The sequence below is a fragment of the Streptomyces sp. NPDC012474 genome, assembly GCF_042955185.1.
Classification (GTDB): domain Bacteria; phylum Actinomycetota; class Actinomycetes; order Streptomycetales; family Streptomycetaceae; genus Streptomyces; species Streptomyces cahuitamycinicus.
Genome location: NZ_JBIBEP010000001.1, coordinates 357,507 through 373,386, shown reverse-complemented (window position 1 = coordinate 373,386; position 15,880 = coordinate 357,507). Strand labels below are relative to the sequence as shown.

Annotated in this window: 17 protein-coding genes; 10 read left to right on the top strand and 7 right to left on the bottom strand. The window is 74.6% G+C overall.

Annotated features, from left to right (window positions below):
- Positions 1-67: 67 nt before the first annotated feature.
- A complete protein-coding gene (locus ACFY9S_RS01665; RefSeq protein WP_391121382.1) occupies positions 68-1,027 on the top strand; it encodes an NAD(P)-dependent oxidoreductase in 960 nt (319 codons plus the stop codon).
- Between the two features lie 153 nt (positions 1,028-1,180).
- Positions 1,181-1,462, top strand: coding sequence for a chaplin family protein (locus ACFY9S_RS01660; protein WP_391121379.1), 282 nt, complete (start codon positions 1,181-1,183; stop codon positions 1,460-1,462).
- Positions 1,463-1,541: 79 nt separating this feature from the next.
- On the opposite strand, the gene ACFY9S_RS01655 is transcribed toward ACFY9S_RS01660, so the two are convergent.
- The 7 genes from ACFY9S_RS01655 to chpG all read right to left on the bottom strand — a co-directional run bounded on the left by ACFY9S_RS01655 (position 1,542) and on the right by chpG (position 5,801).
- Positions 1,542-2,408 (bottom strand): tyrosinase family protein, encoded by an 867-nt coding sequence (locus tag ACFY9S_RS01655; RefSeq protein WP_391121376.1) that lies wholly within the window; start codon positions 2,406-2,408, stop codon positions 1,542-1,544.
- Entirely contained in the window at positions 2,392-2,877 is a 486-nt protein-coding gene (locus ACFY9S_RS01650) for a tyrosinase family oxidase copper chaperone (protein WP_391121372.1), read from the bottom strand. The genes ACFY9S_RS01655 and ACFY9S_RS01650 overlap by 17 nt, the downstream gene beginning before the upstream one ends.
- A 106-nt stretch (positions 2,878-2,983) precedes the next feature.
- Entirely contained in the window at positions 2,984-3,502 is a 519-nt protein-coding gene (locus ACFY9S_RS01645; protein ID WP_391121369.1) for a hypothetical protein, read from the bottom strand.
- Positions 3,503-3,639: 137 nt separating this feature from the next.
- Positions 3,640-4,245: a vitamin K epoxide reductase family protein gene (locus tag ACFY9S_RS01640; RefSeq protein ID WP_391121367.1), complete on the bottom strand. Its 606-nt coding sequence runs from the start codon at positions 4,243-4,245 to the stop codon at positions 3,640-3,642.
- Positions 4,242-4,526: a hypothetical protein gene (locus tag ACFY9S_RS01635; RefSeq protein ID WP_391121364.1), complete on the bottom strand. Its 285-nt coding sequence runs from the start codon at positions 4,524-4,526 to the stop codon at positions 4,242-4,244. The genes ACFY9S_RS01640 and ACFY9S_RS01635 overlap by 4 nt, the downstream gene beginning before the upstream one ends.
- Before the next feature lie 168 nt (positions 4,527-4,694).
- Positions 4,695-5,315: a hypothetical protein gene (locus ACFY9S_RS01630; RefSeq protein WP_391121362.1), complete on the bottom strand. Its 621-nt coding sequence runs from the start codon at positions 5,313-5,315 to the stop codon at positions 4,695-4,697.
- Positions 5,316-5,561: 246 nt separating this feature from the next.
- Complete coding sequence (gene chpG / locus ACFY9S_RS01625; protein ID WP_030838293.1) at positions 5,562-5,801, bottom strand: chaplin ChpG; 240 nt, start codon at positions 5,799-5,801, stop codon at positions 5,562-5,564.
- 405 nt (positions 5,802-6,206) lie between these two features.
- Between chpG and ACFY9S_RS01620 the strand changes: the two genes are divergently transcribed.
- The 8 genes from ACFY9S_RS01620 (at position 6,207) to ACFY9S_RS01585 (ending at position 15,880) form a co-directional block, all read left to right on the top strand.
- On the top strand, positions 6,207-7,370 hold the full coding sequence (locus ACFY9S_RS01620; protein ID WP_391121360.1) for a glycosyltransferase: 1,164 nt from the start codon (positions 6,207-6,209) through the stop codon (positions 7,368-7,370).
- Entirely contained in the window at positions 7,367-8,791 is a 1,425-nt protein-coding gene (locus ACFY9S_RS01615) for an exopolysaccharide biosynthesis polyprenyl glycosylphosphotransferase (protein WP_391121357.1), read from the top strand. Before ACFY9S_RS01620 ends, ACFY9S_RS01615 begins: the two co-directional genes overlap by 4 nt.
- Positions 8,792-8,797: 6 nt before the next feature.
- On the top strand, positions 8,798-10,141 hold the full coding sequence (locus ACFY9S_RS01610) for an O-antigen ligase family protein (RefSeq protein ID WP_391121354.1): 1,344 nt from the start codon (positions 8,798-8,800) through the stop codon (positions 10,139-10,141).
- A gap of 407 nt (positions 10,142-10,548) precedes the next feature.
- The gene (gene murJ, locus ACFY9S_RS01605) at positions 10,549-12,252 is read left to right on the top strand and encodes a lipid II flippase MurJ (RefSeq protein ID WP_391121351.1); all 1,704 of its coding nucleotides are present in this window, start codon (positions 10,549-10,551) and stop codon (positions 12,250-12,252) included.
- The gene (locus ACFY9S_RS01600) at positions 12,236-12,997 is read left to right on the top strand and encodes a polysaccharide deacetylase family protein (protein WP_391121348.1); all 762 of its coding nucleotides are present in this window, start codon (positions 12,236-12,238) and stop codon (positions 12,995-12,997) included. The genes murJ and ACFY9S_RS01600 overlap by 17 nt, the downstream gene beginning before the upstream one ends.
- The gene (locus tag ACFY9S_RS01595) at positions 12,994-14,145 is read left to right on the top strand and encodes a glycosyltransferase (protein WP_391121345.1); all 1,152 of its coding nucleotides are present in this window, start codon (positions 12,994-12,996) and stop codon (positions 14,143-14,145) included. Before ACFY9S_RS01600 ends, ACFY9S_RS01595 begins: the two co-directional genes overlap by 4 nt.
- Positions 14,142-14,792 carry a lipopolysaccharide biosynthesis protein gene (locus ACFY9S_RS01590; RefSeq protein ID WP_391121342.1) on the top strand — a complete coding sequence of 217 codons (651 nt, stop codon included), beginning with the start codon at positions 14,142-14,144 and terminating at the stop codon, positions 14,790-14,792. The genes ACFY9S_RS01595 and ACFY9S_RS01590 overlap by 4 nt, the downstream gene beginning before the upstream one ends.
- Positions 14,789-15,880 (top strand): GNAT family N-acetyltransferase, encoded by a 1,092-nt coding sequence (locus ACFY9S_RS01585; RefSeq protein ID WP_391121339.1) that lies wholly within the window; start codon positions 14,789-14,791, stop codon positions 15,878-15,880. Before ACFY9S_RS01590 ends, ACFY9S_RS01585 begins: the two co-directional genes overlap by 4 nt.

Below are 15,880 nucleotides of genomic sequence, written 5' to 3'. Positions count from 1 at the left end.
ACCTCCGGCTCACGCGCGATCATGGCCCCGGGACCGGACAGACCCCGGGCCGTGAAAGGGGCACGACGTGCGGCTGCGCTGCGCTGTACTGGACGATTTTCAGAGGGTGGCGGCCGAGGCCGCCGACTGGTCGGTGGTGGCGGACGACGTGGAGGTCGTGTCCTTCGACCGGCACATCGAGGGCGAGGACGACCTGGCCGCCGCCCTGGCCGGCTTCGACCTCGTGGTGACCCTGCGCGAACGCGTCCCCTTCCCCGGGTCGCTGATCGCCCGGCTGCCCCGGCTGAAACTGATCGTCGCCTCCGGCATGCGGAACTCCGTCATCGACTACGCGGCCGCCGAGGCACACGGCGTAACCGTGTGCGGCACGGCCAGTTCCTCCACCCCGCCCGTCGAACTGACCTGGGCCCTGCTGCTCTCTCTCGCCCGCGGCATCGTCGAGGAGAGCAACGCCCTGCGCTCCGGCGGCCCCTGGCAGAGCACCGTCGGCGCCGATCTGCACGGGCGGCGGCTCGGGCTGCTCGGCCTGGGGAAGATCGGCAGCCGGGTCGCCCGGGTGGGGCTCGCCTTCGGCATGCAGGTGAGCGCCTGGAGTCAGAACCTCACCCGCGAGCGCGCAGACGAGGTAGGTGTCGCACACGCGGGCTCCAAGGAGGGACTGCTCGCGAGCAGTGACTTCGTCTCTGTCCACCTGGCCCTCGGCGACCGCACCCGGGGCCTGCTCGGCCCGGCGGAACTCGGCCTCCTCAAGCCGGCCGCCTACCTGATCAACACCTCGCGTTCGGCGATCGTCGACCAGGACGCCCTGCTCGACGCCCTGCACGCGGGCCGTATCGCCGGAGCCGGCGTGGACGTCTTCGACATCGAGCCCCTCCCCGCGGACCACCCCATGCGCACGGCACCCCGCCTCCTGGCCACCCCGCACCTGGGCTACGTCTCCCGCGCCAACTACGCGACCTACTACGGCCACGCCGTCGAGAACATCCGTGCGTTCCTCGACGGCGCGCCCGTGCGACGGCTTCCCTGACGCCCCGAGCAACCCCGCCCCAGGGCGTGCGCGCCTGGTCCAAGACGGGTGATCCGGCCATGATCGCCGTGACCACCCGTGTACAGGCGCGTTGAACGGTGAGCACGGCGGCGCCACCTGCCGCCGTGCTCACCGAGTCAGAAGGAGAACGTGATGTCTCGCATCGCGAAGGCAGCCGGTGTCGCGCTCGGCACGAGCGCCGTGGTACTCAGCGGAGCCGGTCTGGCCGTGGCCGACGCGGGTGCCCAGGCCAAGGCCGTCGGGTCGCCGGGCGTCCTCTCGGGCAACATCGTCCAGGTTCCGGTCCACATCCCGGTCAACCTGTGCGGCAACACCGTCAACGTCATCGGTCTGCTCAACCCGGCGTTCGGCAACGAGTGCGAGAACAAGGACGACCCCAAGGGCCACCCGGGTGGCTACGGGTACGGCCACTGATCGCACGCACCACCTCGTGCACCCACGGAGAGCCCCGGCACCTCGAGCGCCGGGGCTCTCCGCATGAGCCGGACGGCGGTCACCCGTAGCGGTAGATCCGCCCGTGGTCCTCCAACTGGTCCGGTGTCACGTTCCACGGCGGCAGCTTCTCGTGCCGCGCCACGACCCGCCGGTACTGCGCGCTGCCCGGGCCGGGCGGCTTGGCCGGCAGATAGCGGTGCTCGCGGTGCCGCCGCTGCCAGCGGGACCACACCAGATCGACGAAGGCGTGGTGCAGCCAGAACACCGGGTCGTTGACGGAGGCGCCGCCGACCATGGCCCCGCCGACCCAGCGATGCACCCGGTTGTGGTTCCGCCAGGAGGCACTGCCCCGGCCGCTCCCCCACCCCTCCAGCTTGTTGCGGAAGCCCTTGCCCGCCGTCGAGTCCCAGGGGGACGCGTCGTAGAGCGGGTCCTTCAGGGCCCGTTCCAGGTCGGCCTTGGTGGGCAGCTGGATCGGGTCGCGGGGGCGGCCCAGGTCCCGGGTGAGGAACTCCTCGTCGGTGATGCCCTCCTTGATGGTCCAGTTGCCCTCCGCGTAGGCGAACGGGCCGGTCATCACCTGACGGTCGGAGCGCCGCCCCGTGCCGCCGAGGAGGTCCGCGGTCCAGGGCGCGGACGTGGTGGTGCGGTCGCGCGTCCAGTCCCAGTAGGGCACCGACACCGACGCGTCGACCCGGCGCAGCGCCTTCTCCAGGTCCAGCAGGAACTGCCGGTGCCAGGGCAGGAAGGAGGGCGCCATGTGGGCCGTGCGCAGGCCGTCCTCGCCGTCGGAGGTGTAGTACTCGATGTGCGTGCGGACGAACTCGTCGTACTCGCCCCGCCGTTTCACCTCCAGCAGCGCCTTCACGAAGCGGCGCTTCTCGGTGCGGGTGAGGGTGCTGACGTCCTTACGCGTGTACGCCATGGGCTCCCCCGTCCAGGTGCCCCGGGCCGTGGCCGGGCAGGTCGCGCAGGCGCTGCCCGGGGCCCAGTTCGTCGACGGCGGCGCGGGTCGCCGCCAGGGGGGTGGGGTAGGAGCGGTAGTGGTCGACCATGCTCAGCCAGCTGCCGTCCGCGCGGCGCATCAGGTGCAGTGGCCGCCCGTCCACGGTGACGTGCCACTCAGCGTCCCCGGCGGCCTGCTCCGGGGACGGGACGGCGACCGGGACGCCCCGGATGCGGCGGCCGCGGTAGATCTCCTCGAACATGCCGTCGCCGGCCCACACGTCCGTGTTCTTGGTGTCGGACTCCCCTGGCCAGGAGGCCAGGACGACGGGTGTGAGCGCGGCTCCGGCCGCCGCGGCCGCCAGACCGCGCAGCACACCCCGCCGGGTGCCTCCGGCCTCCCCGTCTCCCGCGGCTCCCACCGGTACTCCGCCTACGCCTACGACCATGTCGTGCTCCTCGTTCCGCTCGGGTTGTCGTAGCGGTAACAGCCCGAAGGCCCCCGCGGTCACCACCGCGAGGGCCAGACGAGAACACCCGGTACGGACCGGCGCCCTACAGACCGGGGCCGATGCCCAGGTCCGCCGTGGGCACCGTCTGCACCAGCGGGGCCAGTACGCCCACCTGCGGGAGCTTCGCCTGGGGCAGGCCGAAGCCGTCCGCGTGGGGCGAGGTGAGCGGGGCGTCGACGGACACACCGGGGGCGAGCGTGCGCAGGTCGGAGGCGGGGGCGTCGACACCGACGTGGTCGAAGCCGGTGCCGAGGAGGTGCGGCAGGGGCGCGCGCAGGTCGGCGCCGGGCAGTCCGCCGTGGACGGGCAGCTGCGGGACGGCGCGCTCCGGGATGAGCCGGCCCTCGACGTAGCGGGGTCCTTCGGGCGAGCCCGGCACCGGCACCGGGAGCTGCCCGGTGGCCTCGGGCAGTTCCACGTTGAGGGCCTTCTCGGCGCCGCCCAGCGGCACGGGGACGGGGACCGTGCCGACCGCGGCGGCGGGGGTCGCGGCGGCGGCGCCGGCCGCGGCCGCCACACACGTGATCACTGCGGCGAGGGTTCCTCGGGTGGTCGACTTCATCTGGGGTACGGTCCCTTTCGCGTGTCGGGGGCTCAGCGTGCGTATCGGGTAACGAGCCGGGGAACCGCACCAGCGGACAATTCCCCCGACTGCCGCAGTAATACGACGGACCGCACCCGCCCCTGAACGGCCGTCCGTCAGCTCGTCCAGAAGTCCCACCAGCGCGTCAGGACCAGCATGCCGACGATGCCGAGGTGCAGCACCGGAAGCACCCAGGTGAACTCGTCGAGGAACCGGCGCACCGCCCCGGGCGCGGGCAGGAACCCCTGGCGCACGGCGAACGAGGTGACGTACCAGAAAAGGGGGATCGTCGCGGCCCAGGCCAGGCAGCACCACAGGCACAGCGCGTTGATCCGGTACAGCGACTCGAACTGCAGCCACGTCACGAACCCCACGCCGAACAGGCATCCGGCGTCGAAGCCCAGCCAGTACCAGCGGGGGAAGCGGGCACCGGCCAGCAGGCTCAGGCCGACGCCGATGACGACGCCGTAGGCGACCAGTCCCAGCATCGGGTTGGGGAACCCGAAGACCTCCGCCTGGTCGCTCTCCATGACGCTGCCGCAGGACACCACCGGGTTCAGGCTGCAGCCGGGCGTGAAGTCCGGGTCCTCGAGCAGCTTGAACTTGTCGAGGGTGATGATCCAGGAGGCCAGCACCCCGGCCGCGCCCGTGACGACGAGCAGCAGGGCGAACGCCCGGCCGGCGCCCGCCGTGCGCGGCCCGGCGGGCGCGGGTGGGGTCACTTCGGCAGCGGAAGACCGCCGAGGAGCCCGCCGCCCGAGTTCAGCTGCGTGGTGGCCTGCTTGAAGGTGCTGAGCACGGAGTCCTCGTTCTCGGTGTCGAGCGCGTTGGACTGGTGCTTGAGCGGCATCGGGTCGATGGGCTCCCTGGTGAGGGCGTTGACGGCGCCGTTGAGGCTGGTGGGGGTCACGGTGGCGGGGTCGTAGGCGGCGTGCGCGGGTGCGGCGGCGCCCGCGACGACGAGGGAACCGGCGACGACGGCGGCGGCCTTCAGGGACTTCATCGTGAATCCTTTCTTCGGCGACGGATGTCACCGGCGGGGAATTCGGACGCCGTGCCTAACGATGCCTGTGCGGAGCGGAAACCCCGTCGCCGGAACGTCATATGAGTCGCTGAACAGAAGTCGTGCCGGTCCGGGGGCCGGCACGACGACCGGGTGAGCGGGGGCGGCTCAGGGGGCCTTCGGCAGGGAGGGCAGGCCGGCCAGGTCCGGGGCGGGCAGGCGGCTGCCGACCAGGGTCGCGGCGACGGCGTTCACGATCCCGGCCACGACGTCGTCGACCGCCGGGGCGACCTGGGCGGCGTCGCCGGAGGTGACGGCCTTGACCAGCCCGTCGGTGGACTTCTCCAGGGCGGTCAGGGCCTCGGCCGCGAGGCCTTCGGGCAGCTCGGCGCCGTCCTCGACGGGGGCGGGCAGCGTGCTGGCCTGCGGCAGGGGGCTGTTCTGGGGTGCGGCGCCCGGCGCGGTAGGGGCCGTCGCGGTCGCCTGGTCGATGGCGTCCTGCACCGAGGTGCTCAGTTCGGCAGCCTGGGAAGGCGGCAGCTGGCCGTTGTCCGCCTTGAGTACTGCGGTCAGCAGGTCGGCGACCGGGACGAGGACGCCGCCCAGGTCGCCCAGGCTCTCGACCTGGGCGAGCAGTTCGTCCGCGTCGGGGACGGGGGCCCGGGACGCCGCGTGGACGTGCTCCGGGGCCGATGCGCTGTCGGCGGCCACGGCCGCGGGCCCGGTGACCCCGAGCAGCAGCGTGGCGCAGAGCGCGGACGTCGCGATTCGCCGTGCGGGCAGACGCATGGGGGGTTCCTTTCGGTGGTGCGTCGGATCTTGTGCCCACCGTGCGAGCGGCCGGAACGCTCCGCAACCGAGCGAACGCCCCAGGTCAGCGCCGCGTCCCCGGGGCCGCGGCGTCCCCCCTGGTAGGCGGCGTGCGCGTTCCCCGTCCGCCGGGCCGCGCACCCGCCCCCGTTCGGGGCAACGCGAGCCGGCCGCTCTCCCGCGTGATCCCGCAGGAGAACGGCCGGTCAGGGTTTCGAGGCGACGTCAGTCGTTCTCGCACTCGTTGCCGAACGCCGGGTTCAGCAGGCCGATGATGTCGACCGTGTTGCCGCAGACGTTGACCGGGATGTGCAGCGGAACCTGGACGACGTTGCCGGACAGCACGCCCGGGGAATGGGCGGCGGCGGCCTGCGCGCCGCTGTCGGCGGCGGCGATGCCGGTGCTGCCCGCGACAGCGGCAGCGGCAGCGGAGGTCAGGACCAGGCCCTTCGCGATACGCGACATGGAGAGGTGCTCCTTGGGGGTTGACACAAACATCCGGGCGGATGCCCGGCGCTGTGTCAACGCGTGGCGTGCACGCGAGTTGTGCCGCCAAAGGAGTGATCTCACCGGGCGGGCCCTCTTCACCGTTCCGACACACACGCCCGGTTTCAGGGGAAAAGTACGGAGAGCAACTAGAGTCGCAAACCTCTCAACGCATCCCTACAGCAGGCACATCGCACTCAGGGACGAGGGAGGACACCACGGTCCGCGAAGCCCTCCGGTGCGGTGGTGACCAGGTGGCCGTCCGGCTCGTTTCCCAGCGGGACGCGGCGTGCGCCGGGCGTGCACTTCGGCGCTGTCGGCACTCGGCAGTTCAGGCGCGTTCCCGCCGTCCCGAGCGCCATCCGTGAGCGAGGAATACCGCGCATGCACCTGTCACAGACCGACCCTCCGCCACGGGTCCTCCACGTCACTCAACCCGTGGAGGGCGGGGTCGCCCGGGTCGTGACGGACCTGGCCCGTGCGCAGCTGGCCGCCGGACTGCACGTCACGGTCGCCTGCCCCGACAGCCCCCTCGCGACCCGGCTCACGGCGCTCGGCGCCGACGTACGGCACTGGGCGGCGACGCGTGCGCCGGGGCCGTCGCTCACGGGCGAGGCACGGCGGCTCGCCCGGGTCGTCGAAGACGTAAGGCCCTGTCTGGTGCACGCGCACAGCGCGAAGGCCGGGCTGGCCGGGCGGCTCGCGGTGCGAGGGCGCATCCCGACCGTGTTCCAGCCGCACGCCTGGTCGTTCGAGGCGGTGGGCGGCGTCACCGCGGCCCTCGCGCGCGGCTGGGAGCGGCGGGGGGCCCGGTGGGCGGCGCGGGTGGTGTGCGTGAGCGAGGCGGAGCGCCGGCTGGGGGCGGAGGCCGGGGTACGCGGGCGGTGGAGCGTGGTCCCCAACGGGATCGACGTCGAGCGCTTCCGTCCGGCCGACGCGGACACGGTACGGGCCAGGCTGCTGCCGGACGGCGGTCGGCGCGGGCCGCTCGTGGTGTGCGTGGGGCGGCTGTGCCGGCAGAAGGGGCAGGACGTCCTGCTGACGGCGTGGGAGTCCGTGCTGCGGCGGGTGCCCGGGGCGCGACTGGTGCTGGTCGGCGACGGGGCGGACCACGGCCGGCTGCGGGCCCTGGCCCCCGGCTCCGTGCTGTTCGCGGGGGACGTCGACGACGTCGTGCCCTGGTACCAGGCGGCGGATCTGGTGGTCCTGCCGTCGCGGTGGGAAGGCATGGCGCTGGCCCCGCTGGAGGCCATGGCGTGCGGGCGGCCGGTGGTGGTGACGGACGTCGGCGGGGCCCGGGAGAGCCTGCCGCCGGACCTCGTGCCGCACTGTCTGGTCCCCGCCCTGGCTCCGGCGGCACTGGCCGCGGCCGTCGCCGGGCTGCTGCTGGACCGGCCGCTGCGCACCGCGCTCGGCGAGCAGGGGCGCCGGCACGTCCTGTCCACGCACGACGTGCGCCGCACGGCTCAGGCGGTCGCGGACGTGTACCGCGAACTCCTGGCCGCGCACGCCGTGTCCACCGAGCGCAGGGAGTCTGTCGCCTCGTGACCGCGGAAAGCACCGTTCCCACTCCTGCCGGGCAGTCGCGGGATCCCGGCTATTCGCCCGTGTCGGTCCTGCCGCCGCGCGGCCCCACGGCGGGCTTCCGCTTCCCCGACCGGCGCCCGCCGGCCCGGCCCGTGTCACGGCTGCCCCTGCTCGCCGCGGACGGCACCGCCGCCGTGCTGGGCGGGCTGGCGCTGTCCGGGACCCAGCGCCACCCGCTGCTGCTGGCGGTGCTGGTGACCGCCTCGCTGCTGCTGCGTCCGCCCCGGCCCGGGCGCGTGCCGGCCGTGCTCGACGAACTGCCCGCCGTGAGCGGCCGGATCGCGGTGGCCTGGCTGGCACTCGCGGCGTTCGTGGCGGCGTACACCCCGCAGCACGTGCTCTCCGCTTCGACCCTTCTCGCCGGCTTCCTGCTCCAGACCGCGGCGGGCTGCGCGGGGCGGGGCGCGGTGCACGCCTGCCGGCGCGCCGAGTTGCTGCACCGGCCGCGGGCCGCGCTCGTGGTCGGGCCCGCCGCGACCGCGCAGCGGGTGGCCGCGGCCGTACTGCGTCATCCGCGGGACGGGGTGCGGCCGGTGGGCGTCGTCGCCGACGAGCCGGACGGCACCGGGGGCCTGCCCGTGCTGACCACGGGCGAGGAGGTCCAGCGGGCGATCGTCCAGAACGGGGTGCGCGAGGTGCTGGCCGTGCATCCCTGCATGCGGGCCGGGCAGGGGCCGCTGCTGCGGGCACTGGCCGAGTCGGGCTGCAGGGTGTGGGAGATCGACCCGGACGTGCCGTCGTACCGGACCGGGGACCGGCTCGCCGGGTTCTCCTGCCGTCGCCTGGACCTCGGGACGGGGCAGTCGGGCAGGACCGGCAAGCGGGCGCTGGACGTCGTGGTGTCGGGGGCGCTGCTCCTCCTGGTCAGCCCGCTGCTGCTGGTGTGCGCGGTGGTGCTGCGGCTGAGCGGCGGGCCGGGGGTCGTCTTCCGGCAGGAGCGCATCGGCAGGCACGGGCGGCCCTTCACGCTGCTGAAGTTCCGCACCCACCGCCCGGTCGACGCGCACGAGTCGGCGACCCGCTGGAGCGTGGCGAACGACCGCCAGATGCCGTGGTTCTGCCGCTTCCTGCGCCGCACCTCCCTGGACGAGCTGCTCCAGTTGTGGAACGTGCTGCGCGGCGACATGAGCCTGGTGGGGCCGCGGCCGGAACGCCCGTACTTCGTCGGCAAGTTCGGCCAGACCCACCCGGGCTATGCCGCCCGCCACCGGGTCCGGACCGGTATCACCGGTCTCGCCCAGGTGCACGGGCTGCGCGGGGACACCTCGATCGAGGACCGGGCCCGGTTCGACAACGCGTACATCGACGACTGGTCGCTGTGGCAGGACGTGTGCATCCTGCTGCGTACGGCGGCCGCGCTCGTGCGTCCGACGGGGAGCTGAGCGCGGATGACCCGGGTCGGGGCCTTCGCGCCCGTCCTCGCGCTGCTGGCCGTCGTGGTCCTGCTCGCCCTGCCGCTGGGGCCGGGCGGCGAAGGCGGTGCCGGACCCGCCGACGCGGTGTCCGCGCTGGCCGTGCTGTTCTGCGCGGTCCGTCTCGTACGGGAGCGGCGGCGGCCCCTGTCCCGTACGGCGGCCCTGGTACTGGGGCTTCCGGTGCTCGGCGTCGCCGTGGCCGCCCTCGGGGCGGTGTCGCCGGGCGAAGGACTCACCGGCCTCGGCCGCTATCTCCAGGTCTTCGTGCTGGTCCCGGCCGCCGTGCTGCTGCTTGTGCGGGACCGGGGTGACTTCCGGCTGCTGGCCTGGTCGTTCGTGGGTCTCGCGGTGTGGCAGGGGGCGGTCGGCGTGCACCAGTACGCGACCGGGACCGGTGCCTCGTACCAGGGCCGGCCGGTGCGGGCCGTCGGCACGTTCGGGGCGCAGGACGTGATGGGGATGGCGACGGTCGTCTCCCTCGGGCTGGTGTGCGCGGTGGGGCTGGCGCTGGGCAGTGCGCCGGTGCGGCAGCGGGTCGTCGCCCTCGCCTGCGCGCTGGTGCTGCTGCCGCCGCTCGCGCTGTCGTTCAGCCGCGGGGCGTGGATCGCGACGGCGGTGACGTGCGCGGTGCAGCTCCTGCTGGTCGGGCTGCGGCGGGCGCTCGCGGCCGGGGCGGTGGTGGTCGCTGCGAGCGTGATCCTGGTGGGCGGTTTCGGAGTCGGTACGGCGATGCTGCAGGAGCGGATCGGCAGCATCACGCAGGTCGCCGACGCCCCTGACCAGTCGGTGACCGACCGGTACACCATGTGGGCGGCGGCGACCGGGATGTGGCGCGAGCACCCGCTGGCCGGCGTGGGTCTGAAGGGCTTCCCCGAACACCGGGACTCGCACGCCTCGCTGGCCCTCTCGGCGGGCAGCGACACGGAGGGCGCGGGCGCGGCCTTCCGCAAGCAGCCGCTGCTCTCCCCGCACAACATGTACCTGCTCGTCCTGGCCGAGCAGGGGCTGATCGGGCTCCTGGCGCTGGTGGGCAGCTGGCTGGCTCTGCTGCTGTGTGCGGTGCGTGCCCTGTGGCGGACCCGACGGGCCCGCGCACCGGGCCTCGACTGCGGCCTGGTCGCCTGCGGCCTGCTGGTCTGGCAGCTGACGGACTTCGCCTACGCGGACATCGGCGGCCCGTCGACCGTCCTGACGGCGATGTGCTTCGGGCTGACGGCGTGGTGGGGCCTGTCGGACGCGGCCGCCCCGGCGACGACCGGCCGAGACCGGCCCGGTCCGGCCGCGCTGCCCCTGGCGAAGGAGGCACCGACGCGATGACGGTGACGCCCGAACAGACGAACACGGCCGGGGGGACGACGGTCCCCCGCACGACGCCTCCGTCCATCCCACGGGCGGCGACTCCACACGAGCCCGTGGCCGCCCCTTCGACCACGACCCCGCACCAACCGGGCGCCACCTCCACGACCACCACCCCGCCCCAACCTGTGCCCACCCCCACGGCCACCGATCCGCAGGAGCCAGTCCCCGTCCTCACGGCCACCACCCCGCCCCAACCTGTGCCCACCCCCACGGCCACGACCCCGCCCCAACCTGTGCCCACCGATCCGCACGAGCCGGCCCCCGCCCCCACGGCCTCCACCCCGCACCAGCCTCCGGCCCTCCCCGAAGCCGTGGCCTCGACCGCGGCCACGGCCGCACACGAACCTCCGGCCCTCCCACCGGCTGTGGCCGTCGGCAGGGAGTCGGGCGGCCCCCGGTCCTCGACTGCCTCCGGTGCACCGCTCGGCGCTCACCCCTCGGTGGGCCCGCGGGCTCCGGCCGCCGACGGTGCACCGGCCGCCCCCGACCCCTCCCCGGCGGACGCCCCGGTCACCCGGGGGTTCCTCGCCCGGGCCACCCTCATCACCGCTGTCCTCTCCTTCGCCGGGGCGCTGCTCGGGCTCGTGCGCGATCAGGCGCTGGCCCGGATGTTCGGGGCCGGGAGTGCGACGGACGCGTTCCTCGTGGCGTGGACCGTGCCCGAGTTCGCCGCCACGCTGCTCATCGAGGACGGGCTGGCCATCGCGCTGATCCCGGCGTTCAGCATGGCCCTGGCCCGGCGGGCGCAGGGCGCCCCCGGCGACCCGGTCCGCACGCTGGTCGCCGGCACGCTGCCCCGGCTCGCGCTGGCCTTCGCCGCCGTCGCCGCGCTGCTGGCCGCCTTCGCCCCGCAGGTCGTGCGCGTCCTGGCGCCGGGCCTGCCCGACCCCGCACTCGCCGTGGACTGCACCCGGCTCACCGCCACCTGCGTGCTTTCCTTCGGCCTCGCCGGGTACTGCAGCGCGGCCCTGCGCGCCCACCGCCGGTTCCTGGCCCCGGCGGCCATCTACGTCGCCTACAACACCGGCATCATCACCTGCGTCCTCGTCCTGGGCACGCGGTGGGGCGTGCGCGCGGCGGCGGCCGGGGTGGCGATCGGCGGCTGTCTGATGGTCGTCGCGCAACTGCCCGTGCTGTGGCGCCTGCTGCGGGCCCGGCCGGTGGCCGGGTCCACCGGCGCGGAGAGCGGCGGCCGCCCCATGGGGGTCGCCCTGCTCGCCGCCGTGCTGCTGTTCGCGCTGTGCCGGCAGTCCCAGGTGCTGGTCGAGCGGTTCCTCGGCTCCACACTCCCCTCCGGTGCCATCTCGCACCTGAACTACGCGCAGAAGATCGCCCAGATCCCCATGACCCTGTCACTGATGCTGTGCACGGTCACCTTCCCGGTGGTCGCACGCGCCCTGGCCGACGGGGACACCGAGCGGGCCCGCAACCGGGTCGAGCGGGACCTGGCCCTGGCCGCGTGCGTCATGCTGGCCGGTGCCTCCGTCGTCGTGGCCTGCGCTCCGCAGATCGTCGAACTGCTCTTCCAGCGGGGCGCGTTCACCGCCCAGGACACGGCGGCCACGGTCCGGGTGATGCGCGTGTACGCCCTGGGCCTGCTCGCGCACACCCTGGTCGGCGCCCTGATCCGCTCGTACTTCTCGGCGGGGCGCGTCACCTGGTATCCGCTCGGCGCGATGGCCGTCGGTCTCGCCGTCACCGCCGGGATCGGGGCGGGAGCGGTGGGCCCCTGGGGCGTCATGGGCATCGCCGCCGCCAACGCCGCCGGCATCACCGTCACGGCCGCCCTGCTGCTCGCCGGCATGGGCCCGCGCAGCATCCCCCTCCGCATCCCCCGTGTGCTGGCCGAGCTGAGCAGGCCCGTGGGGGCGGCGGCCGTCGCGACGCCCGCCGGTGTCTGGGCCGCGAGCCAGGTCTCCACTCCCGTCTGCTCCCTCCTCGCCGGCGCGCTCACCATCGGCGCCGTCTTCCTCCTGCTCGGCCGGGCCCTGGGCGACCAGGGCTGCGTCACCGCGCTGGAATCCCTCCGTTCCGTCTCACGAAGGCTCCCTCATGACCGCTCCCGTTGACTCCCCGGACACCCGCACCCGCACCAGACCCGGTCCGGTCCTGTTCATCGCGATGTACCACTCCGTCGGCGACCCCACGGACGACCCCTACCGCGTCACGGTCACGCCCGAGCGGCTGGACCGGCAGCTGGGCTGGTTCAGGCGGCGCGGGCTGCGGGGCGTGTCCATGGCCGAGCTGCTCGCCGCCCGGGCCCGGGGCGAGGGCCGCGATCTGGTCGGGCTGACCTTCGACGACGGCTACGCCGACTTCGTCTCCGAGGCCCTGCCCGTCCTGCGCCGGCACGACTGCGGCGCGACCCTCTTCGTGCTGCCGGGCCGGCTCGGCGGCGACAACGCCTGGGACCCGCTGGGCCCGCGCAAGCGGCTGCTGACCGCCGACGGCGTCCGGCAGGCCGCGGCCGAAGGCGTCGAGATCGGCTCGCACGGCCTGACGCACGTCGACCTGACCAAGGCCGATGACGTCACCCTGAGATCGGAGGCCGAGGGCAGCAGGACCGTCCTCGCCGAGCTGACGGGCGCCGCGCCCGCCGGCTTCTGCTACCCGTACGGCACGCTCGACCAGCGGGCCGTGGACGCCGTCCGGGACGCCGGATACGCCTACGCCTGCGCCATCGACCCCGGCCCGCTCGGCGGCCCGCACGCCCTGCCCCGGGTGCACATCGGCCAGAACGACACCGCCGTACGGCTGTTCCTGAAGTACCGGCTGCACCGGCTGCGCCGCCGACCCGTCGAGGAGCCGCGGTGAAGGCCCTGCACGTCATCACCGGCCTCGGCGTGGGCGGCGCCGAGCAGCAACTGCGGTTGCTGCTGCGGCATCTGCCCCTCGACTGCGACGTCGTCACCCTGACCAATCCCGGCGCGGTGGCCGCGGGGCTCGCCGCCGACGGGGTGCGGGTCCTCGACCTCGGCATGGCCGGCAACCGCGACCTGGCCGCGCTGCCCCGCCTGGTGCGGGTCATCCGCTCGGGCGGCTACCAGCTCGTGCACACCCACCTCTACCGGGCCTGCCTCTACGGCCGGCTGGCCGCGCGCCTCGCGGGGGTCCGGGCGGTCGTCGCCACCGAGCACTCCCTCGGCGACTCGCAGATGGAGGGCCGCCCGCTGAACGCCGGGGTGCGCGCCCTGTACCTGGCGGGCGAGCGGCTCGGCCGTACCACGGTCGCCGTGTCCCCCACGGTCGCCGAGCGCCTGCGGCGCTGGGGCGTGCCCGGGCCGCGCATCGAGGTCGTGCCCAACGGGATCGACGTGGCCCGCTTCCGCTTCGACGCGGCCCGCCGCCATGACACCCGCCGCAGGCTCGGCCTGCCGGACGACGCCTACGTCATCGGCGCCGTCGGCCGGCTCGCCCCCGGCAAACGCTTCGGCGTGCTCGTCCGCGCGCTGGCGCAGCTCCCCGGCGACCACCGGCTGCTGCTGGTCGGCGGCGGCCCGGAGGAGGACGTGCTGCGCCGCACCGCCCGTGCGGCCGGGGTCGCCGACCGCGTGCTGTTCACGGGCGAGCGGCCCTGCGTCCCGGACGGCACGCCCGGCCCCGACCTGCCGTCGCTGACCAGTGCGATGGACGTCCTCGCCTCGCCGTCTCCGGAGGAGGCCTTCGGCCTGGCGATCGTGGAGGCCCTGGCGTCCGGCCTGCCGGTGCTCTACGCCTCCTGCCCGGCCCTGGAGGACCTGCCGCCGTCCGCCGCGCCCGCCGCCCGGCGCGTCACCGGCGGTCCCGACGCCTACGCCCGCGCCCTGACGGACGTACGACGGCAGGGCCCCGCACCGCGCACCGCACCCGAGGCCGCCCGCCACTACTGCATCACCCGCAGCGCCGCCCGGCTCATGGACGTGTACGCCGCCGCGGTCTCCCGCCCCCTGTCCACCTCCCTCCAGGAAGCCCGCACCTCATGACCGACATCCCCGCAAGGCAGCACCGTCAGGTCACCGCCCTCACCAGGGCTCTGCCACCCTGGTCACTGCTCGCGGCCGGGGCCGTCGCAGGTGGTCTGCTCGGCGGCACGTACGGCCTGGTCAGGACGCCGGCGTACACGGCCACCAGCTATGTCGTCGCCGTGCCGACGGAGAAGTCCGACACCGCCACCGCCCTCGGTTTCGCCCAGGCCTACGGCCGGGTCGCCCCGCAGCTCGCGGTGCTCGGCGACGCCCAGGTGTGGGCGGGCGTGCCCGTGAGGACCCTGCAGGAGAGCGTGCGGACGGCGACCTCGCCGGACGCGCCGATGGTGTCGGTCACGGCCACCTCCTCCCGTCCGGACGCGGCCGCCGACATGGCCAACGCCGTGGCCCGTGCGCTGACCCGGCACGCCGGGGACACCGAGCGCTCCACCCACGTGGAACTCCAGCAGTTCGCCAGGGCGGTGAAGCCCACCGAGCCGTCGTCCGCCTCGGCACGGGTGACGGGCCTGGTCGGCGCGAGTGCGGGCGGTCTGCTGGGCGGGCTGGCGCTGCTGGTCCGGCCGCGGCGGGTCGCCGACCGCACCGGGCGCCCCGCCGCCGTGCCCGGCCCGGCCGTCGCCGCCGACACTCACGGGCAGCTGTGACCTACGCGGCCCAACTGGTCACCGACGAGCGGGCCTTCGCGGGCCTGGCCGCCGACTGGGACCGGCTGCACCGGCGGTGTGGCTCAGCGACCCCGTTCCAGAGCCACGCGTGGCTGCACTCGTGGTGGCAGTCGTACGGCGGGCGCGGCCGGCTTCGGCTGGTGCTGGTGCGGCACGGCGGTGCGCTCGTCGCGGCGGCGCCGCTGATGCGCGTACGGCGCCCGCTGCCGGCGCTGGTGCCGCTCGGCGGGGCGATCTCCGACTACGGGGACGTGCTGCTGGACGACGAGCACGGCGAGGGGGCGCTGGCCGCGCTCACCCACGCGCTCGCGGCCGCCGCCCGGGCCGCGCTGATCGACCTGCGCGAGGTACGGCCGGGCGGCGCGGCCGAACAGGTCTACGAACGGTGGGCCGGGCCGCGCAGCCGGGTGAACGACTCGGTGTGCCTGGAACTGCCGGCCGTGCCGATGGACGAGCTGATCGCCCGGCTGCCGTCCAAGACCCAGCAGCGGCTGCGCGCCAAGCTGCGCAGACTGGACACGCTCGGGATCCAGCGCCATGTCGTCTCCCCCGGGGAGGTGGAGAGCGCCCTGCTGCGGCTGCTGGAGCTGCACCGGTTGCAGTGGCAGGGCCGGAAGGTGACGTCGGAGCATCTGCGGAGCCGGTTCCGTGAGCATCTGGTGCGGTCGGTGGGCCCGATGGTCCGCTCCGGGAACGCGGTGGTCACCGAGTTCCGGCTCGACGACGAGGTCGTGGCCGTGGACGTGACGCTGCTGTCGCCCCGGCTCGCGGGCGGCTATCTGTACGGCGCCCATCCGGGGCTGCGCGAGCGCAAGGCGGACGTGGCGGCGATGCTGCTCGACTCGACCGTCACCCACACAAAGGACGGAACGCCGGCGACGCTGAGTCTGCTGCGCGGCAACGAGCCCTACAAGCACCACTGGCGTCCGCGGACGGCGGTGAACCAGCGGCTGCTGCTGGCCCGGCGGCGCACGGCACCGCTGCTGACGGCGGCACTGTGCGACGCGGCGGCGCGGAGGCGGGGCAAGGAGCTGCTGCGGCGCCTGCGGGGACGCGGCGGGTCCTGA